This is a genomic window from Colwellia sp. M166, from assembly GCF_024585285.1.
In the GTDB taxonomy this organism is placed as follows: domain Bacteria; phylum Pseudomonadota; class Gammaproteobacteria; order Enterobacterales; family Alteromonadaceae; genus Cognaticolwellia.
The window spans coordinates 4,330,374-4,351,335 of record NZ_CP040755.1 but is presented as its reverse complement, the minus strand read 5'-3'; the positions used below and the strand labels follow the sequence as shown (position 1 = coordinate 4,351,335).

19 protein-coding genes are annotated in these 20,962 nt (G+C 38.3%); 4 read left to right on the top strand and 15 right to left on the bottom strand.

Features of this window, described 5'->3' with window-relative positions:
* Positions 1 to 37 precede the first annotated feature (37 nt).
* Positions 38 to 967: a MoxR family ATPase gene (locus FGD67_RS19660; protein ID WP_257172721.1), complete on the bottom strand. Its 930-nt coding sequence runs from the start codon at positions 965 to 967 to the stop codon at positions 38 to 40.
* 776 nt (positions 968 to 1,743) lie between these two features.
* Here FGD67_RS19660 and FGD67_RS19655 point away from each other — a divergent pair.
* The gene (locus tag FGD67_RS19655; protein ID WP_257172720.1) at positions 1,744 to 2,820 is read left to right on the top strand and encodes a succinylglutamate desuccinylase/aspartoacylase family protein; all 1,077 of its coding nucleotides are present in this window, start codon (positions 1,744 to 1,746) and stop codon (positions 2,818 to 2,820) included.
* Between the two features lie 32 nt (positions 2,821 to 2,852).
* On the opposite strand, the gene FGD67_RS19650 is transcribed toward FGD67_RS19655, so the two are convergent.
* Together FGD67_RS19650 and FGD67_RS19645 are read right to left on the bottom strand one after the other, a co-directional pair.
* On the bottom strand, positions 2,853 to 4,115 hold the full coding sequence (locus tag FGD67_RS19650; RefSeq protein ID WP_257172719.1) for a hypothetical protein: 1,263 nt from the start codon (positions 4,113 to 4,115) through the stop codon (positions 2,853 to 2,855).
* A gap of 14 nt (positions 4,116 to 4,129) precedes the next feature.
* Complete coding sequence (locus FGD67_RS19645) at positions 4,130 to 4,702, bottom strand: tRNA-(ms[2]io[6]A)-hydroxylase (protein WP_257172718.1); 573 nt, start codon at positions 4,700 to 4,702, stop codon at positions 4,130 to 4,132.
* Positions 4,703 to 4,876: 174 nt separating this feature from the next.
* Between FGD67_RS19645 and FGD67_RS19640 the strand changes: the two genes are divergently transcribed.
* Positions 4,877 to 6,046, top strand: a complete 1,170-nt coding sequence (locus FGD67_RS19640) for an IS3 family transposase (RefSeq protein WP_257172717.1) — start codon at positions 4,877 to 4,879, stop codon at positions 6,044 to 6,046.
* Between the two features lie 179 nt (positions 6,047 to 6,225).
* Complete coding sequence (locus tag FGD67_RS19635) at positions 6,226 to 7,464, top strand: HDOD domain-containing protein (protein WP_257172716.1); 1,239 nt, start codon at positions 6,226 to 6,228, stop codon at positions 7,462 to 7,464.
* A 59-nt stretch (positions 7,465 to 7,523) separates the two neighbouring features.
* On the opposite strand, the gene FGD67_RS19630 is transcribed toward FGD67_RS19635, so the two are convergent.
* From FGD67_RS19630 to FGD67_RS19595, 8 genes are all read right to left on the bottom strand, one after another.
* Positions 7,524 to 7,715 (bottom strand): hypothetical protein, encoded by a 192-nt coding sequence (locus FGD67_RS19630; RefSeq protein ID WP_077284767.1) that lies wholly within the window; start codon positions 7,713 to 7,715, stop codon positions 7,524 to 7,526.
* Positions 7,716 to 7,758: 43 nt separating this feature from the next.
* Complete coding sequence (locus FGD67_RS19625; RefSeq protein WP_257172715.1) at positions 7,759 to 9,600, bottom strand: nitric oxide reductase activation protein NorD; 1,842 nt, start codon at positions 9,598 to 9,600, stop codon at positions 7,759 to 7,761.
* A 143-nt stretch (positions 9,601 to 9,743) separates the two neighbouring features.
* On the bottom strand, positions 9,744 to 10,001 hold the full coding sequence (locus FGD67_RS19620) for a hypothetical protein (protein ID WP_257172714.1): 258 nt from the start codon (positions 9,999 to 10,001) through the stop codon (positions 9,744 to 9,746).
* 140 nt (positions 10,002 to 10,141) lie between these two features.
* Positions 10,142 to 11,530 (bottom strand): cbb3-type cytochrome c oxidase subunit I, encoded by a 1,389-nt coding sequence (locus FGD67_RS19615; RefSeq protein ID WP_257172713.1) that lies wholly within the window; start codon positions 11,528 to 11,530, stop codon positions 10,142 to 10,144.
* Positions 11,531 to 11,534: 4 nt separating this feature from the next.
* Entirely contained in the window at positions 11,535 to 12,032 is a 498-nt protein-coding gene (locus FGD67_RS19610; RefSeq protein WP_306556770.1) for a cytochrome c, read from the bottom strand.
* Positions 12,033 to 13,004: 972 nt separating this feature from the next.
* Complete coding sequence (locus FGD67_RS19605) at positions 13,005 to 13,271, bottom strand: cytochrome C oxidase subunit IV family protein (protein ID WP_257172712.1); 267 nt, start codon at positions 13,269 to 13,271, stop codon at positions 13,005 to 13,007.
* A gap of 11 nt (positions 13,272 to 13,282) precedes the next feature.
* Positions 13,283 to 13,915 carry a cytochrome c oxidase subunit 3 family protein gene (locus FGD67_RS19600; RefSeq protein ID WP_257172711.1) on the bottom strand — a complete coding sequence of 211 codons (633 nt, stop codon included), beginning with the start codon at positions 13,913 to 13,915 and terminating at the stop codon, positions 13,283 to 13,285.
* Complete coding sequence (locus tag FGD67_RS19595) at positions 13,908 to 14,747, bottom strand: CbbQ/NirQ/NorQ/GpvN family protein (protein WP_306556769.1); 840 nt, start codon at positions 14,745 to 14,747, stop codon at positions 13,908 to 13,910. The genes FGD67_RS19600 and FGD67_RS19595 overlap by 8 nt, the downstream gene beginning before the upstream one ends.
* A gap of 501 nt (positions 14,748 to 15,248) precedes the next feature.
* Between FGD67_RS19595 and FGD67_RS19590 the strand changes: the two genes are divergently transcribed.
* Positions 15,249 to 15,968, top strand: coding sequence for an ABC transporter substrate-binding protein (locus FGD67_RS19590; protein WP_257172710.1), 720 nt, complete (start codon positions 15,249 to 15,251; stop codon positions 15,966 to 15,968).
* Between the two features lie 118 nt (positions 15,969 to 16,086).
* Here FGD67_RS19590 and FGD67_RS19585 read toward each other — a convergent pair whose 3' ends face one another.
* From FGD67_RS19585 to FGD67_RS19570, 4 genes are all read right to left on the bottom strand, one after another.
* A complete protein-coding gene (locus FGD67_RS19585) occupies positions 16,087 to 16,407 on the bottom strand; it encodes a plastocyanin/azurin family copper-binding protein (protein ID WP_257172709.1) in 321 nt (106 codons plus the stop codon).
* A 55-nt stretch (positions 16,408 to 16,462) separates the two neighbouring features.
* Complete coding sequence (locus FGD67_RS19580) at positions 16,463 to 16,843, bottom strand: STAS/SEC14 domain-containing protein (RefSeq protein WP_257172708.1); 381 nt, start codon at positions 16,841 to 16,843, stop codon at positions 16,463 to 16,465.
* Positions 16,844 to 17,194: 351 nt separating this feature from the next.
* Complete coding sequence (locus tag FGD67_RS19575) at positions 17,195 to 18,988, bottom strand: NapC/NirT family cytochrome c (RefSeq protein WP_257172707.1); 1,794 nt, start codon at positions 18,986 to 18,988, stop codon at positions 17,195 to 17,197.
* 131 nt (positions 18,989 to 19,119) lie between these two features.
* Complete coding sequence (locus FGD67_RS19570) at positions 19,120 to 20,748, bottom strand: nitrite reductase (RefSeq protein WP_257172706.1); 1,629 nt, start codon at positions 20,746 to 20,748, stop codon at positions 19,120 to 19,122.
* Positions 20,749 to 20,962: the final 214 nt, after the last annotated feature.

Genomic DNA, 20,962 nt, shown 5'->3' with positions numbered 1-20,962 from the left:
CTCGCTTAATGTATTGATTTAACAGAACGGCCTCGTTTTAAAGTAATGGATTAGTTGGATCAACTTGCGACAGTATTTGCTGAGAAAGCTCATTAACTTCATCAAAAATATGATGCTGCTGTGGTGCTAATCTATGTTCACATACTGCCGAAAATACCGCCTGAATATCATCAGGAATAACATAATCACGATTTTCCATAAATGCCCAAGATTTAGCTGTGGCTAACAAAGCTTTTCCTGCTCGTGGTGATAAGGCTTTTGCTTGTGATTCTACCTGCCTACTTACTCTACAGAGCGCAATAACATAATCGATAATTGCCGGAGCCACAGTAATCTGACTGATATGCAGCTGTATTTCACGTAACTGCTCAACCGTTAAGAATGCTTTAATATCAGTTGTATCATGATGGGAGCTTGTTGCCTGTAATATTTTTCGCTCCGCATCTATGTTAGGAAAGCCTAACGAAAGCCGCATCATAAAACGGTCTAGTTGTGATTCAGGCAGCGGATATGTACCGGCATGCGACATAGGATTTTGCGTGGCAATAACAAAAAAAGGTTCAGGTAGCTGATGTGTCACACCATCCACACTCACGCGCCCTTCTTCCATGGCTTCTAATAAAGCACTTTGGGTTTTAGGGCTTGCTCGGTTTACTTCATCGGCAAGTACTACTTGGTTGAATATCGCCCCTGGATGCAAGAGAAATGATTTTTTCACATCATCAAAAATAGTAATACCAATAACATCAGCCGGCATTAAATCTGAAGTAAATTGAATTCGCTGGTATGACAAACCTAAGGTTAACGCCAAAGTATTCGCTAAGGTTGTTTTACCCATACCGGGTAAATCTTCAATTAAGATATGACCTTTAGCAAGTAAACAGCTCAAGGCTAATTTCACTTGATGAGGCTTGCCAATTACCACCGATCCAATTTGAGCCAAAATATTGGCAACTGCCGTTTGCATATATTGATATCCTCATAGTAAGACTATCAGCATAAGTAATTATTAAAATAATACCAAGGTAAATAACCCCTGTTCGGCTTAATGGACATTATAACCAGTTGACTCATAGCGTTATTGATTTCGATAAGGTAATAACCTTTATCAAAATCAATGTCTTGCCTACATGGATGTACTTAGGTTCAGTCTGCAACGGTGAACCTGTGCCGCTAAACCTTTTAAACTTCAACTGAGTGGGAAGAAACTTAGTAGAATTAGTATAATACCGAAATAAGTTGTCGAAATAGATCACCGAGAAATTAATATTATTTATATCAAGCACCTAAACTTAGTTAAGAGCCACCTTATATAGGTAAAATGACTAACGGATAACAAAACATAGAGATGCAACTCAGCGTATTTTCCATCATATTAATAAGCATTTAAAGCTCAGATAAAGCAATAGAATGGTGGGATAATACTCATGTGGCGAATAACTTAATCCTAAGTCTGTTGCCTAATATTTATCCCCTAAAGTGAATGATTGGCTAAAAAATTGAATTAAGCCAACATTTCAGTAAAAATCACCGCCTTACTTGACCTCAGTCAACGACCAACAATAAAACTTTATGTCATGCTATCAAAACGGTGTAATTCAATGCACTCAATAAAAATATACATTGGCTAGTGGTTTATAGCTTTTTTAGGCAAGCTGCGCTTTAGTTTCAAGCACTCGTTTGTCATTTGCAGCACAGATTTAATAAATATTCGCGAATATCACTCGCGTTTTGAGGTAAGTTATGGATATAGATTTTAGCGAAATAAACTATTTAGTCGACCCATGCAGTCGTACGTTACATGCCGACTATCAACAGTTTTTGCTATCACTAACTGGTCTTACCGTTATAGATATCAAAGGCGAGAGTAGTAATGAATGGCGAGTTATTTCAACATTATTACATGGAAATGAACCTTCGGGTCTTATAGCAGTACATCGATGGCTGACCACGGAAAATTCATTACCTCAACCTAAAGCCAACATTCGTATTATAATTTCATCGGTTGAAGCTGCTACACATCAGCATTTATTCAGTCACCGATACTTACCGAATGGTGTTGACTTGAATCGTTGTTTTAACGAAGAGGCGATAAGAAGCAGTAAAGATGGCGAAAATAAAGATATTGACGGTTATATCCAACGCGCAAAGTTAATAGAAACGGCAATAAGAGAAGTGAACCCAAGATCAATTATCGATTTACACAATACCTCAGGCAATGGCCCAGCTTTTGCTGTTAGTACCTTGATCAGTCCAAATGTTTTATCGCTTGCTTCCTACTTTTGTGACACTTTAATCTTGTCTGATATCAGCATTGGCGCAATGATGGAGTTAGACTTCTCCTGCCCTGTGGTAACAATTGAATGCGGAGGCAGTGCTGATGACCAATCACACGAAGCGGCTTATAATGGTATTAAACAATTTGCTCAATGTGATATCCGTTCTGCTTTGCCACAAGATAAAGCCGTACAAATACTTTATAAACCTCTGCGTTTAGTGATTAAAGCTCAGCGAAAACTTTCATTTAGCGAGCATGATGAAAGCTATAGTGGTGTAACCCTAAGAAAGAACATTGAACAATTTAATTACGGTGGCTGCTGTGAAGGTTTATTACTCGGTTGGCTAGATGATAACGGTTTAGAAAATCTGGAGATGCTCAATGATCAAGGGGTTAACGTCATCGAAAATTACTTTAGAATGGATGACAATAAGTTGGTTTGTGCCACCAGCATAAAAATATTTATGGCATCAAATCAAACTGACATAGTGCGCTCAGATTGCCTATTTTATGTGGTTAATAACGTCAACAATCATCTTTAATCATCAAATTTAAAGTATCAGTGTCGAAGCACCTAGCTAAACGGTGCTTCGGCAATAGCTTGCTCAAGGGCAATACTTGCTATCCCTTGTTCACGCAGGGCATGAATATATTTTAAGGTTTTGAAACTATCAAACCATACCGTCAGTTGTTTATTAAATTGCGCTTGTTTTGCTGATTTTTGCTTGCTGATAAAAGTGAGTAAACCAATATTTTTCAACGCTTGCTGTGTTGTGTCAGACAAGCCGGCAAACCAAAGTTCGGGCTGCAGCCGGTGTTGCCATAATATGGCAAAGGCCTGTAAACACGCTTTTAATTCGATGAAAACTGTTGGATGATAATAGAGGTAATCTTGCCCTTGCTCGGTAAGTTGCATAATGTTTTGTACTGCCGGCCCGGTGCCAAACGGTACTCGTTGCGAAGGTCTAGCATCGAGCTTGATAGTCACATCGGGCAAATAAACCACATCCCCTAATTTCGCGAGTTTATTCAACAAATAAAAATCTTCTCCAGCACTACGTTTAGGAAAACCGCGCGCTTGACAATACGCCAACATATCAAAAGATAACGTACTACCAATAGTAAAGTAAGCGTAAGGAGATTGAGCATACGCCAAACCCGCAACATAATAACGTAAAGCACGTTCATAAAGCTTATTGGCTTGATAAATGGCTTGCTGATCACTGTGGTGATAAAAATTACAGCAAGTTGCTACGGCCTGTTTAAGTGCTAAATTATCGCTAGCATGTACCGTAAAGTAATTATCAGGTAAATAAGCATCGGCGTCGCTTGAATGGATCCACGGGTTTGCAATAACACCAGCATAAAACAATGTAACCGCTAAATCGGCACCAATTTTTCTTGCTAAACCTACCCCTTGCTCAGCAGGAATAGCATGATGATAACGATTAACCATTAAAATAGCGGAGTTTATTCGCTGGTTTTTATTTGCTTGACACAATTCAATTAACTGTAAGTTATCTTGCTGCCAAATGACCCCACCTTGTTGCGCAATAGCGTTACTCAAATCTACTTGTGTTTGATAATGCGCAAGGCCGAGATCATTATCAGGCTGGTTAATCACCACAATCAGTAAACAACTCTGCTCAACAAGTACTGAGTTAACAAAACGCTCAATAAACGCGGCGGTTTCCTCAAAGGCAGGGATCACAAGAACCTGCTGATAACTCAACCGCTGTGGAAACGAAGTTAAAGATTGTGTTTCTGGCTCGGCATAATGCGCTAAATATTTAGCACAGGTATTGTGTCCTTGTCGCACAGCATTAGCATGGTTCATATTGAAAATTCGAATTAATGCAAAGCAGCTCTAAACGGTAATGCCATGCAAATATCAGCCTCTATCTCTAAAACTTCATCTAAACGCTGATCAACATCAGCCTTATCAAAATATTCATAAGCGAGTTCAATAAATAAGTTTTTATGCTTTTCTTCTGATTTAGCAATACTTTGATAGAAGTCTTTATCTTTACCTTCGGGTAATGCTTGTGCCACTAAAGAAAATCGTTCATGACCGCGAGCTTCAATAACGCCGGCAACGATTAACCGATCCATAAAAAACACATCACTGCCATTACGAAAAACTTTACGAATTTGGTTAATATAAGGGTCTTTTTCATCAGCACCTAATTGGCCACCACGGGCATAAATTAACTTTAATACTTGTTTAAAGTGAATAAGCTCTTCAATGGCTAAATCGGCCATAGCTTTCACCACAGACTTACGATCGGGATAGTGAGAAATCATCGACATCGCCATACCTGAGGCTTTTTTTTCTGCTGCCGCGTGATCGGTTAAAAAGGCATCGAAGTCACTAAGCACAACTTCGGCCCATGCTTTAGGGGTTTGATATTTTAATTCGAACATAAATACGTTTTACTAATTGAAGAAGGAATAAATAATGGCGGTATTTTACACGCCTCATAATTACCGACAACAAAAACCTAAAGCAAAGCACAAGCTAAATAACAAAAGGCTGACGTGGTTTAATGGATTCGACTACCCCAGTTAAGACATAATAACCTTAACTGGAGAACATAAATGACAAAACGTAAAAAATACACCAAAGAGTTTAAACTTGATGCAATTTCTTTAGTCAGAGATCAAAATATTAGTGTATCTGAAGCGAGCAGAAATCTAGGTATTGGAAATCAAATGCTTGGCCGCTGGATCAAAGAAGCAGAACAAGAAGATGGTCAAGCTTTTCGAGGTAACGGTAAGCTAACACCTGATCAAGAAGAAATACGTAAATTAAAAGCCCAAGTAAAGCGCCTGGAGATGGATCGTGAGATATTAAAAAAAGCGACGGTCTTCTTTGCAAAAAGAAACGAAGTGAAATATTCGTTTATTACCCATCATAAGAAGATCTGGCCTGTGGTACTTATGTGCCGAATATTGGGTGTAAAAAGCAATAACTATTATAGTTATCAAAAGCGTAAATTAGATAAGCCAAGTGATTCAACACACCAAGAGATGCTTGAGTTAGTAAAGGATATTGCCAAATTTAGTGACAATACCTATGGCGAAAGACGTATTAAAGCGGTACTGAATGCGTTGAGTTTCCGCGTAAGCCGATGGACAGTAGCCAAATTAATGAAAGAGGCTAATGTTTGGGTTCGTTACAAAAAGAAATATAAAGCAACAACCAATAGCAATCACAATAAGCCGCTTTATAAAAATGAGCTTGAGCAAAATTTCATCACAGAGCAGCCAAATCAAGTGTTTGTTGGTGATATCACTTATATTTGGACTGCGGAAGGTTGGCTCTATTTAGCGGTTGTTATCGACCTATACGCTCGCAAAGTTGTTGGCTGGAGCATGGGGTCAAGAATGAAAGCTCAACTTGTCTGTGATGCACTAACGATGGCTGTTTGGCAAAGAAGCCCAGAGAAAGGACTTATTGTTCATTCCGATCAAGGTGTTCAATATGCAAGCCACCAGTACCGAAAATTACTTAATAACAATGGCTTTATTGGCAGTATGAGTAAAAAGGGCTGCTGTTGGGATAATGCCGTTGCTGAAAGCTTCTTTGGTAGCCTAAAGCAAGAGCGTGTTCATTGGAGAAATTATGAAACACGCTATGAAGCGCAACAAGATATAATGAATTACATAACCATGTGGTACAACAGTAAGCGACTACACTCTTACTTAGGGTATCAAAGCCCAAATGATTTTGAATTAAAAATTAATGAGTTAGAAAAAGTAGCTTAACTAGGGTGACTGAATTTACTTGACCAGGTCAGGCTGATTTAAAACGGCTAACAATTAATCAATAAGTATTAAGCGCTGAGCAAGATCCTAGTTTAAATTCCTCAGACATTGGAACTTCACTTCATGAAGTAAATTAACATTATTGTTAAAAATTCCCTGTATCGCTAAAAAGATACTTAATGAATAATCAAAATAAGGTAAGATCGAGTCATAACATGGATGATTTAAAATACAGAACTCATTGTAGGTATTTTAATGAGTATCACCTTAAACCTAAAAATGTTTCTATATTTATGTTCAAAAAATTATTCAATAAAATTTTTAAAAAATCAAAGAAAAACACGGCCAATCTGTACTACTTTGAAAACAGCAAAAAAACAACTAATGCTCAGCAAGAAACCGAACATAAACAAACTGACATTGAATATAGCGTTAAAAATACAGTATCTATTGCACCTATAATCCGCTCGTTTGATGAACAATATCAACAAGATTTTTATGACTATCTATTAGGCTCTTCCCCTTCGGTTAGCTCTTCGTATAACGACGAGTTATCAAAGCTTATTTCTGAAAAAATAGAAAATTTATTAAAAAGTCCAAAGTTAATTTTAGATTCATTACCAACCTTGCCATTATCGTTAACAAAAATAATGGCACAATTAAATAATGATGACTTTGATGCGAATGAATTAATCAAACTTATCCAACAAGAGCCAGCTATTGCCGCTAAGGTCATCGAGCTTGCCAACTCTTCTTATTACAATCGTCAAAGTAAAGAAATCAATGACTTAAAATCTGCTTTTATGGTGCTAGGTGTTAACGGTTTATCAGAAGGAGTTATTAACGGTTTTGTTAGTCGATTAGTGCCACACCCAAGTATTTACTTTCGACAATATGGTCAAAAAATCTGGCAACATAGTTTATCTACTGGCATAACCGCTAAAGCGCTGGTGGCGAAATCACCTTTAAAAGCTCATGCAGCTCAAGCCTACTTTATCGGTTTAATTTGTAACTTGGGTGATCTGATTATTTATCAATTATTAATAGATGCTTTTGCTGTAGTACACCCTGACTGCCAGCCAAACTCAGTATTATTTAAAAATATGATGGCTAAAAATTCAAAAAGACTAACTTACTTTATTGCAAAGTATTGGAATTTTCCTAACTCTATATTGGAAGTTTTAGCACTACAGGCACAAGTAAAAAAATCAGCGTTATTACCGGCACTACACAAGAAAATGCCCATTGCTTGCTTTATTTATGAAGCTAAAGTCATCAGCGAATTACAAATGAGATTAACGCAGCAAACAATTGATAATGATTATATAAAAGAGGTATCAACGTCGTTACTTTTCACTGAACAAGCCACGGTACAATTAAATTTGATACTAGCTAATAATCAGTTAGAAAGCGCCTAGCAAAGTGAGATCAATACTGCCTTTGGTGTTTAACTACAAAATAGTTAAACACCAAAGGCCTATCGCGGTAAGTAATACATCATTAGCACACAAAAAATAACAATACCCCAGAATGCTTTCACGAAAAAACTTAACCGTGCTTTGCCCTCGGGGTGGTGTTTTGTTAACGCCATACCGCAGTTAGTACAGTGTTCGAGTTTACTGTCATTTTTTACTTGGCAAAACAAACAAGAAACTTGTTCGTGAGACATAATGCCCCCTAAAATAAAATGCTTCGCTTATTCAATTAACTCGTTATTGGCTGGTTAATTGATGGTAAAGCTGCGGCAAACGCACCGGCAGCTGATCAGGTCTTAAAATAACCGTGTAGCCATTGCTACCAAACAAATAAGGTAAATAACTTTGCGCTTCTTGGTCAATGGTTATACAAAAAGGTTTAATGCCCAGTTTATTGGCTTCTTTTATGGCTTGATGAGTATCTTCAATGCCAAATCGCCCTTCATAATGGTCAATATCATTTGGCTTGCCGTCGGTGAGTATTAATAGCAATTTTTGTGTACTGCGTTGCTCAACTAAAACTTTTGTTGCTTGACGAATAGCCGCACCCATTCGAGTATAAAAACCAGGGCGAATAGAGCGCACCCGGCCACGAATAACATCATCATACTTTTCATTAAAGTTTTTCAACAACGTAAAACGCACATTGCTACGCTTTACTGACGAAAAACCATACATGGCAAAACTGTCGCCAACACTATTTAGCGCTTCACCAAACAGTAACATCGAGTCTTGTACTACATCGATAACACGACTATTGTCATCTAAATAAGCATCAGTCGACATCGATAAATCAGCTAGCAGTAAAGTAGAAATATCACGATTGTTGCCACGAAAGCTGCGATAGTGCCCCTTTTCTTTGGTCGGTGATATTTTTGACTCTATATGAAAATCAAGCCAAGCAGCAAGATCTAACTCTTCACCTTGGTGCTCACCCTTGAGCCAATACCGTACACTGCGCAGTTGTTCAAACTGAGCTTGTATTACTTTCGCTGTTTTTTGTAATTTAACCGGTAATTTTTGTGCTGTGCTGTCTTTAGGTAGCATAGGCTGTAAAAGACACCTATCAGCTTCTAGGCACTGTTTCTTATAGTTCCATTCGGGTATTTTAATGCCTTCGCCTAAGGGTAAATCATCTTCGGATGCTGAAGGCAAATCCATATCAATTTTTATACGGGCACTTTTTTGACTTTGCTGCTTCGCAACGGTAATTTTATCTAAGTCTTCAGCAATACGTTGATTGTCATCTTCATCATCGTCGCTGTCGTCAGTACCTCGGTCAAGTTTTGAAAATTCACTCCAAGAAAAAAGACTTTCAAGGCGAAAAATCATCATGCCATCTTTATCATCACCGGAGTCAACCCGTTCACCTTGTTTTCGGCTGGTTTCACTCTTTTTCGCTTTACTGAGTTCAGCTGCTTCTAGTGCTTCATCACTATCATCAAATTCAGGTAATACTTGCGGATCAACGTGTGCTGAAGGATATAACCACAAATATACCGCTTGTGGTGCATAGTTTACCGTTGGAAATTCTTTTACTGAGCCAGGTGATAAAATAGCTTGATTGATCGCCTGCTCCATTAATTGTTCGGCTTTAGGTCGTTTTGAATGATCGGCGCGGCTACTGACAAAAGCCTTTGCAAGGCGCTGATAACGTGGAACAAGTGCCGGAAAGCGCTCAAGTACATCGAGTACAAGTTGTTGGTTATCTATCGCCCAATGACGAAACTTACCATCATGCTGTGCGGCTAATATTGCTAACCAAATATACAAATCATGGTTTAATTCTGCGCGGGGGAAAACCGCTAAAGTTTCAGGTAAACGTAAGCTTTCATCATCTTGCCAAGCAAGACTAATTTGTTGGTTTTCACCGGCAATTTTTTCAAGAAAACTGCGACGTACAATGTAGTCACGATCACTTGCAGCTTCAACACGCTTAACGGCTGCACCACCTAAAGCACGATAAACCAGTCCTATCGCGTGGCTTACTTGTGAAAACTGCACCGCGGCATCAGCATATTCAGTGCTAGCTTTACGCGTAATATACTTATGCCAAAGACCGCCTACCCACTCTTCCATTTTGTTCTTCCCAAAAGGATTACTGTTTTATTCAACTTACTTGCAGCTATGCTAACAAAAGATTTATAAGTGAATTGTGATGTATGTCAAACCAGGTCAATTAAGCGCATAAATTTAACTCGTTATTTCTCACCGAGTACAGCTTATTTTACTTTGTCTTTTGGCACCGTTAAATCAGGTAAGTCGGCATCACCAATACTTTGTAGCACTAAGCCCATCATAAAACAAAAAAATGAAATTGAGCCATAAAAGGCTTTCATCACTTTATCTTCAGTGTCGGTTAAGGTCAGCAAATAACCAGCACAAATCAAGGCAACAATAATGCTGATTATGCCAATAATTTTTGCCGTGCGTTGCAATATATGCTTATTTTTACGTTGGGTTAATTGGTAGTCACTCAAGCATTTCTCCTCATGTTAATCCGGTTTACATTAACGATTCTATTTTCACTCAATAATAAAGCCGCGGTATTACTACCACGGCTTTAATTAACGATAGCAGTTTTCATTCAACCACTTGAATTTAAACTGTTAGTACAATGTTATGCTACTTTCTTTTCTTTAACGAAAAAGCTAGCTAAGTAAGCAATAAGACCAATAAGGAATATTACACCAGCAACTTCACGTAACCAGTAGAAGATAGCCAATTTGTCTTGTGTTGCCATAAAGCTTAAAGCTTCACCACTTTCTGGTAAGCGCTGTAACCACACTTGTAGTACACCAGCACCGGTTAAGAATAAAGTAATAAATACCATCGCCACTGTCATCAGCCAAAAGCCCCACATTTCAGTAACTTGTGCTTTATTACAGTTAGCTTCACCAATACCACGTAACTTAGGCATAGCATATGACATTATGGTCATAACGATCATTGCATAAGCACCGTAGAATGCCATATGACCATGAGCCGCAGTAATTTGTGTACCATGAGTATAGTAATTCACTGGCGCAAGTGTGTGTAGGAAGCCCCAAACACCCGCTCCTAAGAACGCCATTACTGAAGTACCAAGTGCCCATAACGTTGCCGCTTTGTTAGGGTGCTCACGACGACGACGGTTAACCATATTAAAGGCATATAATACCATAGCAAAGAAAGGTAACGGTTCGATTGCAGAGAAAATTGAACCCACCCACTGCCAGTATTCAGGCACCATCAACCAGTAGAAGTGATGACCTGTACCTAAGATACCTGAGATCAACGCCATGGCGATAATGACATATAACCATTTTTCAATAACTTCACGGTCAACACCGGTAACTTTGATTAATACAAAGGCTAAAATTGCACCCATGATTAATTCCCAAACACCTTCAACCCATAAATGGACAACAAACCACCAGAAGTATTTATCTAATGCTAAGTTAGTTGGGTTATAAAATGCGAATAAGAAGAATACCGCTAAACCGATCAAACCTGTCATCATCACCATATTGATAGCGGTTTTACGGCCTTTCAAAATAGTCATACCCAAGTTATACAAGAAGCCTAAAGCCACAACAACAATACCTAATTTAGTGATCGTTGGTTGTTCAAGGAACTCACGCCCCATGGTTGGCCATAAATCGTTACCTGTGATGTGTGCTAACGTTGCATAAGGTACAAGTAAGTAACCTAAGATAGTAGCGACACCGGCGGCAGCGAAAATCCAAAATAGCGCCATGGCTAATTTCGGGCTGTGCAGCTCGGTTTCAGCTTCTTCGGGCACTAAATAATAAGCAGCACCCATAAAGCCAAAGAGTAACCAAACAATTAGCAAGTTGGTATGAACCATACGTGCTACGTTGAAAGGGATCAAGCCACCGACAATATCGCCGATAACATATTGTAAACCCATCAGTAAGCCGAATAATATTTGGCCTACAAACAAGATCATAGCAAAAACAAAATAAGGTTTTGCAACGGCTTGTGATTGATATTTAAGAGTATTCACGCCATTATCCTTCTATGTTTGGTGGCCAGTTATTAGTATCCAATTCTGAAGTCCACTTAAGGAATTCAGCCAGATCATCAATTTCTTGGTCTGATAAATGGAAGTTCGGCATTTGACGACGACCAGGAATGTTTAAAGGCTGAGCTTTCATCCAACCGTTGAAGAATGCCTTAAAGCCAGCCTCTCCACCACGACGATCATAAACATTAGCCAGTTCCGGCGCGAAATAAGCACCTTCACCAATTAATGAATGACAGCCGACACAGTTATTGTCTTCCCATAACGCCTTACCGCGCGCTACAGACTCAGTGATATTTTCTCGATGATCCCGTTTGGGCATCTCTTTTGTTGTGTGGAAAGTCAAAGCAAGAAATATTAAAAAGAAGAATACACTTCCACCATAATAAATATTTCGAGCCATGCCTTTTGTAAAGCGCTCTGACATGGTATTTCCCTTATTAAAAATATGTAATAAAGCAAACTCATCATAAGGTAATCTCAACGTGCTCACTTTGATGAAAATCAAGTTTTTAGAAATGTGTAACAAATAAAGTCAAAATTGCTTGAATTAAAGTAAAAAAATACTGTCTTTTTATTTATAACAACGGTTTTTTCATAATATCAAGCTTCCTAAATCCTTAATTTTTGTAGGGTTTTTAATCCTAACCTCAACAGTATAGTTCAATAATAGCCCGTATATAAAATAAATTCTGCCGCTTAAAAACAGCTTATTTCATGACTAAAATTTGCCTTGACAGAGGTAAAAAATGCTTGAAATTACTGATAATTAAGAGTCAACTTTCACTAGTAAAAAGTGCAAATATCACCACGTTTAAAGTACTAAATCGTCAGTTATAAAATTAAGAAACTCACTTTTTCATACTCATTTATAGCTCTTCTAAAGCAACAAGTTAAATTTTTAATGGCTTTAACGATGAGCATTTGTTTATATTTTCAATCCTTCCTGCAAAACGTTGCCTTGTACTAGCAGTTGTTGCTCTTTTTACTGATAGCTCTGTTCGGCTTGAAAAAGAGAACTAGCGAGACCTTTAGTGTAATGTTAGCTTGTTCGAAATGCACATAAAACAACCAAAAGTAACGCTTTTTTCAAACTAATACCAAGTCGACTAAGTTTGTTCCCACTCAGCGCTTACCTACGTTTTGAGAACAACGATCATTTTGTCAATATAGTTATTTTATATAAAGGAAATTATCGGCGGTTATCGAACCGCTGGTAAGCTCCCGAAGGGTGATTTTAAAAGCCTTACAGGCCGTGTTATTGATTTCGATAAGGTTCTCACAGCGATGTGAGTCATTAGAACAACGCAGGAACAGTTGTCGAGAATAGCCATTATTTTCAACCAATGCCTTGCCTGCATGGATGTAGGTACTTAGGTTCAGTCTGGAACGGTGAACCTGTGCCGCTAAAGCTGTTAAATTTCACTGAATGGGAAGAAACTTAGTAGCATTGGTATTAAACATAAATAATGGTAATAATAATGGGGATAACAATCACGTAAGCCAACATGATATTGCGCCAAAATCGAGGGGCGTGCTTTAACTCCATAAATACATCAATAATTTGCTGACCTTTCATCGCAATAATCAGCATAACAATACTAATAAACGCTAATGTGTTGAACGAGCTCGATTGAAAGTACTGCCCTACTGCAACAGAGACAAAGGTTAATAAGATTAACCACCCCCAGCTTACTGCAAAGCGCTGCCAAGCTTTCATCATCTTAATACTCCCTAAATAACGTATATTAATGGAAATAATATAATCCAAAGTAAATCGACCATATGCCAGTAGCATGCCCCCGATTCGAAGCCGGAAAACTCATTTTCTGATTCAGGATCTCGATATTTACCTTTATAAACATTTATCGCCATATAAAGCAAAATTACCATGCCTAATAAAATATGCATAAAATGAAAAGCAGTGATTAAAAAGTACAAAGTAAAAAAGGTATTAGTTTCAATATCAATACCTTGAGAAAATAAGGCTTGATACTCCCATAATTTTAAAACCACATAGACCAAAGCAAACATTAACGCTAACACTAAACGTGAAACCGTTTGCTTGTCGTTATTTTTTCGCATTGAATGCAAAGATATAGCAACAAAGTAACTACTGGTAATTAAAGCAATGGTATTAATAAGGCCGGCAACCTTATGAAGTTGTGCCTTACCTTCGGCAAACATAGTTAAATTTAAGTTTTCGGCAACAGCAAAACCAATAAAAAATACCGCAAATACCGTTAACTCAGCCAAAATAAAAAACCACATGGCAAGATCACCGGGTAGTTTTTTATTTTCCTCATTTATATGCATAGCAACTTCTGCACCCGAAACATCAGTAGGCATGGTTATATTGTTAGGCATCAAAATAAATTTTCGCCACTTCCATAATTGAATTAACCGTTTGCAAATCATCCGACAACGGCTCCGCTAAACAACAACGACAGACTTCTATCGGATCCATGCCTGAAGACATCATTTTGGCGGCGTATATTAGCAGTCTTGTCGAAGCAACTTCATCCAAGTCGTTTTCTTCTAAGCGACGTAGTGCTTGTGCTAACTCGACTAATTTAAAGGCAATACTAGGCTCAACGCCGGTTTCCTTGATAATAATATCTTGCTCAACTTGGCTTTCAGGGTAGCCAAAGCGTAAAGCAACAAAACGTTGGCGAGTACTCGGTTTCATACCTTTGAAAAGGTTTTGATAACCTGGGTTATAAGAAACCACCAACATAAACCCTGGTGCAGCCTCAATGAGTTCACCGGTTCTTTCCAGTGGTAAAATGCGCCGATCATCAGCAAGCGGATGCAACACTACTGTAGTATCTTTACGTGCCTCAACCACTTCATCTAAATAACAAATACCGCCTTCACGTACAGCTTTCGTTAATGGACCATCTTGCCAATAAGTGCCTTCAGGTCCTACAAGGTGTCGGCCAACTAAATCAGCAGCAGTTAAATCATCATGACAAGCAACGGTATATAATGGCTTATTGAGTTTTTCTGCCATATGAGCAACAAAGCGTGTTTTACCACAACCGGTCGGCCCTTTTATCAATACGGGTAAATGGTGATTGTAAGCGTATTCAAATAACCCGACCTCATTATCTTGTTCTTGATAGTAAAGCGGCTCTTGTGAGCGTTTTGTATTGTCAGCAGCAATAGCAACCGACGCATTTGAATTCATAGTAGCCATAATTTCCTATTTACACTTTTCTATAGAGGATAACGAAATAATACTCGCTAAAGTACGCTCAAAATCAGGCCAAGGCAATTGAAGAGTGCTGAAATACAAAGAAGAATGGCGGCTATTTGATACCGATCAAGCCAAGGTGGATCTTTCAACATTCTGTGCGAAAAATCACATAACTGGCATATAGGTTTTATCCGCGCATGGCTATTAGTAGCATTAACTAAGTGTAATATCGAGGAGTAATAATGTCACCTTTGACTAATAGCGTCACCAAACCTGAAGGTTAATTAAGTCATCGCAGTACAAAAAGTTTGAAATAAAGCAGTATAAATGCCGGTTTAGCTGCATTTCTCTTTATATTGTGCAAAGTCAGCGAGATAAAGACATACCAACTGGACATTTTGAGCTATATTTCATAGTCTTTATCATAAATATTAGTCAGTAATTTGCGCTAGATATTGAAGTACATGATAAAAAATTTCTCTTTCAAAAACAGAGCAATCAATGTTTAAAATAACTAAATTATTAGCTTTGTTTTTACTATTTTCCTTAATGGCAAGTTCAAACGCCAAAGCAGCCAAAAAATTAACTTGTGCTACCACTCATTACCCACCTTACACCATTTTTGACGAGTCAAAGAATGAGTTTATAGGCTCTGATATAACACTACTACAGCTGTTATTTAAAAATATCGACCTAGACGTGGAAGTGGTTAACCTGCCTTGGGCAAGATTAAAAAAAGAAATAAAAAAAAACCATTATGATTGTTATTTTTCCTTAGGAAAATTGCCAAACAGAGAAGTATTCTTAGACTACACAGACACCCCAACACATATTACCAAGATTGCCATTTTTTCAGCTAGAGATAATAAAAAATTAGATTTAACTAATAAAATAGTTGGCGTACACCGAGGAATCAATTTCCATCTAGACATTGCTCATTTGCATCAACTAGAAAATGCTAGCTTCAAGAAGTTACCTTCCAATGATGTTTTATTTAAAATGTTAATTAACGAAAGACTCGATGCGGTTATCACCAGTAAAGTTGTTGGCGAGCATATCCTAATAAATCAACACCCTGATTTTATGGCAAATATTACCAATATTACCCGTTATCAACTGCCAACATATATAGCCTTTAAAAAAGACACCATTGATATTAGCGTGGTAAATAAAGCACTGTTGAAAATCAAAACAACAAATCCTCTACTATTTCAAAAATAATCCCTAGCTTATAACCTTCAAACATCCATTAACCATACTATAAAGCTTAATGATCGCGTGCAAAGCAAACATTTAAACCCCGTTCAATCGATATTTTCGCTTCCTACTATCAGTTTATTTACTTGCGGGTAACCACTTTAACCATGCCGAGCATTTTCGGATGAGGGCCGCACTCATAGGTAAACTCACCTAGTTCTGAGAAGGTGCGCTGGTAGTTTTCACCCGGGAAAATATAATCAGGCTCGGCTTTTACCAACTGCTTAAACCAGACATTATGGTATTGACGCTTTTCAACATTCTGCCAAATTACGGTGTCTCCTTGCATCACCGTAATTTCAGCAGGAATAAATTGCTTTTTAAATATTTCAACTACCACTTCTCTGGCATTAACAGAGCCTAAACAGCCAAGTAGTAAAATGATCACCATAAATATCCGCATATAAAATCCCTTGGTTTAAACAGCCATAAGGCTCATGTATTATTTAACCGTACACTTACTCTGATAACCAACTCACTGCATCAGCAACATTTTCAAAGTACTTAATTTCACCTGAAATAAACCAAGCACCAATTTTAGCAGCAATTTCTTGCCAGTTTTTATTGCCATAAATAGCAATTTTACGAAATTCATTATTGTGTTTTAAACCCAGCTTAAAGTCATCCCACGCCGCTCTAAGCTCCCAACCTTCAAGTTCTGTGCCGTCGATAAGTACCTTCACTTCAGGAGCTGTTACTTGTGATAACGCTGATTCAAGCATCGGCGTGATCAATTCATAATCAGCATGCGTTAGCTTTCCTACTGCTTTCAGTGCAAGAAAAACATGATTATTAATACGTTCAATGCCAATTGAAATGCCGTGTTTGGTTGTACTCATGATTGTATGCCCTTTCATTGTGGAGAATAAATAATAGTCGCAATTAGCAGAAATAAATACGCTATCAATACGCAACATTGTGCCATATCAAATAATAGTGCCATAACACTTCAAGATGCAGGATCCAGTTTAAGCTTGCCCATTTCAGGCAAAACATTGATTTAGATAATATTTATTATCGGTAACGGCTGCTGAATTTAACTAATATCCTACATCCATGTCGGAAGCACATAAAAAAAGCCTTTTGTTTACACAAAAGGCTTAGTATTTTTGCTTAAATAAGCGATATCACTTCATACTGAACTGAACTTAGCTTAGTTAAACTGAACTGAACTGAACAAGACCATAAGATTATAGTTTTGCTGCATTAATTTCAGCTTCATCATTATCAAGTGCTAACTTGTAGCCAAATGAAACATGGTGATAACGACCGCTAGTGTAGTCATCATGGATAGCAAAACCGAAGTTGTATACGGTACCTGCTTCAATGCTAACATCACCGGCTTTGTCAGACTTAAGTTTACGCTTAACCATCACAGTCCAAGTGCCATTTTCAAGACTTGCACTTACTTCGCCGCCTTGACCACCGTGCATTTGACGTTCAGCTAAAATATAACCATCTTCAACGATACCTTCACCGGCTTTATAACGCACAATATCCATAAACTTGTTTGAATCAACCGCGGCTTGTATATCGCCTTCAGCTTTTAACTTATCCCAACCGCCAAGTGCTTTACCACCTCGGCCTTTAAGTTCAAGATCAGTACGAGACTCGGTAATATATTTGGTTAAACCGTTTTTAAAGTCTAAGCGTTTGGCTAAATCAGAGCCCATTAGCACCTCGTTTTCTGGTACAAATGGCATACCATTTACATCAGCATGACATGTGCCCCAACAGCCAGCACGGTCAGCATATTCAACTTCATCAGTGGCTAACATAAAGGCAAGTTTCATTGAGTTAGCTGGGTCCATTTTACCACCATCAACAAATGGTGCTGGTGTATGGTCAGTTTCCGGCCAGCTAAACTTCAAGTAAAGGTTTTCAGCATCATGGGCAGCATTAATGGTGACATTAAAACTTCCGCGTTTACCTGGAATTAACGCTGGGTCTTCAATTTTTTCACTTTCACCTGAAGCGATATTATTACCGATATCAGCAATTTCTTCCGAGTGACATTCAGTACAACGATCCCCTTTAGTAAAAGCACGCTTACCACCATGGTTACGGCCTAAAATCCATTCCATTGATGCCGTACCTGGATAAAATACGCCAATATCTGTCGCGGTAGACTTACTCCAATCAACATTAATATCACTGCTGTTGGCAGCAGCACTATTACTAGCCGCTTTTGCTATGCCTTTTGGCGCCGCAGTCATATTACTTGTTGCATCAGCAACCGCTTTTTCAATTTGCGCTTGAATTTTTATTTTCTCAGCTTCTTTGCTCGCTTTTAACTCTGCTTTTTCAGCCGCTTCTTTGGCTTCAACACGTGCTAAACCGTCTAAATAAAGCTGTGGTACTTCACGAATGTAATCTGGATTTGGCGCTTCAAGTGCTTCAAGCTCTTCATCAGTTAATTTATCTCTCACACCATGGTGAGCAATACCCTTATGACAATCAATACAGGTTTGTCCGGTTTCAAAGGCATTTAAATGCTGCTTACGCGCGCGAGGCTTTTGAAACTCAGGGTTCATCGATTCAAAGTTATGACAGTTACGACATTCACGTGAATCAGTATCTTTCATCGCACCCCAAACACTTTTAGCGAGAGTAAAGCGATGTTCATTGAATTTTTCTTTAGTATCTAATTTGCCGGTTAACCAAGAGAATACTTCTTTTGATGCTTGTATTTTTCGCACCACTTTGTGGATCCAAGGTCTTGGCACATGACAATCAGGACAACCCGCTCTAACGCCGGTTCTATTGGAATAATGTATGGTCGGTTTATATTCTTGATAAACGTTGTCTTCCATTTCATGACAACCGATACAAAATTCAGTGGTGTTGGTTGCTTCCATTGCTGTGTTAAAGCCACCCCAAAAGATAATACCAACCACAAAGAAGATCACCGCTCCGGCAACCGTAGTACCAAGAATTAGTCGACGAGACCAAAAGCTGGGTTTGCTTACTGTGTTATTTACCATAATTGACTCTTACAGAATAAAGCGAAAATACGTGGGTATAACATCAGCTATACCCACTACTTAACTTGATACAGTGGTATTTATTTAAGTAAATTAATGCTCAACATACCACCGACCAATTAAGGTACTTATTAGGTTTTGTGGTTCATACGGTTAAATACGTTGAACTTACCTGTTGGCGTTGTTAAGCCTTTGATACGTGTTTTTTCTTTAAGTGTTTTCGCATCATAAACTACGATTTCGCCCGTTGGGTTTTTCGCATCTTTACGGTTCCATACTGAAACCCAAACTTCACTGCCGTCGTTATTGAATTCCATGTGAAGTGCCGCTTTACCTGGCTCTGTTGTTACACGGATAGTTTTAACGATTTCATGGGTTTTCTTATCAAAAACTTGTACAGATTGTTGAATTTCTGGCTCAGGGTGTTTAAGTTGATCAGCCCATACGTAGTCAGACGTTTCGTGAGTACGGATGAATACACCAGCACCGTCAGTTTCAACTTCATAACAAAGTTTCCATGCATTGTCTGGATGTCCAATCGGATCATTACCCCAAACAGATACTAGTCCAACACCTAAGTGAGTTGTGCCGCCCACTGGCCCACACTCTTCATCAACCCAGTTAGCACCTGGACCTGGATGAGGTAAGCTGTCAACTTTGATGATTTTTTCTAACGCACGTTCTTTAGTATCAACAACTACCATAGCGTTTGATGCGTTAGCAGCAATTTGGAAGTAACGACCGGTAGGATCAAAGAAACCATCATGTAAGAATTCTGCAGAAGCAATGCTAGTAATGGTTAAGTTGTCTAAATCGTTATAATCAACTTGTAACATTTGACCGGTTTCTTTAACCGCAACGATGAAAGAAGACGTATTTGGCGCAGTATAAATTGCCGCTACACGTGCTTCGTTAATAAATTCACCTTTGGTATTATAACCACGAGTTGAAACCACTTTAAGTGGGTTTAATGTTTCTGCATCCATGATAACGAAATGCGCAGGCCAGTAACCGCCAGCAATAACGTATTTACCGTCACCTGATACCGCAATATCACGTGCGTCGTATGCCATTTTAGTTTCAGCAACTAGCATTTTGTCAGGTGTTTGCCATAAATCGATTTTGTTAACTTTACCGTCACGACCAATGGTGTACCAAAAACGACCAACATCTTTCGCATGATCAACTTTATGATGCTCAGTGCCTTTAATTACATGAACCGCATAGCCAGTATCGATATGAGTAATGATTTTTTTCGTATCGCCATCAATAATTGCCGCAGTACCTGCGTCACGCTCGATAACAACAAAGAAGTTTTGCCAATTTAAACCATGCATAGGTTTAGTTGGGTAATCTTTTGGTGCAATATATTCTTTCGTGTAAGAACGCATTTGCTCTAAAGACATTTCTGGCGGTACTGGCGGAGTCATTTGAATAAATGTCGCCAAGTCACTGATTTCTTTTTTATTGAACAAGTCATCAAAGTTATTCATGCCGCCTTCTGTGCCTAAAGAAATAATTTTCTCTAAACGTGCTTGGCCTTTCTTAAGCGTGTTTTCTGGCTCAAGATTTTTACCGGTAGCGCCTTTACGTAAAACACCATGACAACCAGCACAACGCTGGAAGTAATGTAATTGTGCTTTTTCAAAATCTGCTTTAGATAGCGTTGGCTCTGCTGCTGATACGGTCATACTAAGACCAGTAGCTGCCATACCGATAGCTAAACCAAGTGCTGAAAGACTATATTTAATCGTTTTCATAGGATCATCTCCATTTACAAAATTAACTAGCTTTATGTTTTTTAAAATATTATGTTTTTTTATCCATCTAAAATTTCTATCAGCTACTTAGTAATGCAGACAATAGTTAGACAAATGAGCTGCTTATAAAATGTTGTTCTGAAATACTGAATTGAGTAACTGCTTACTTATAAATTTCAACTTCAGAGCGCAAATATAAAGTAGTGCAACTATT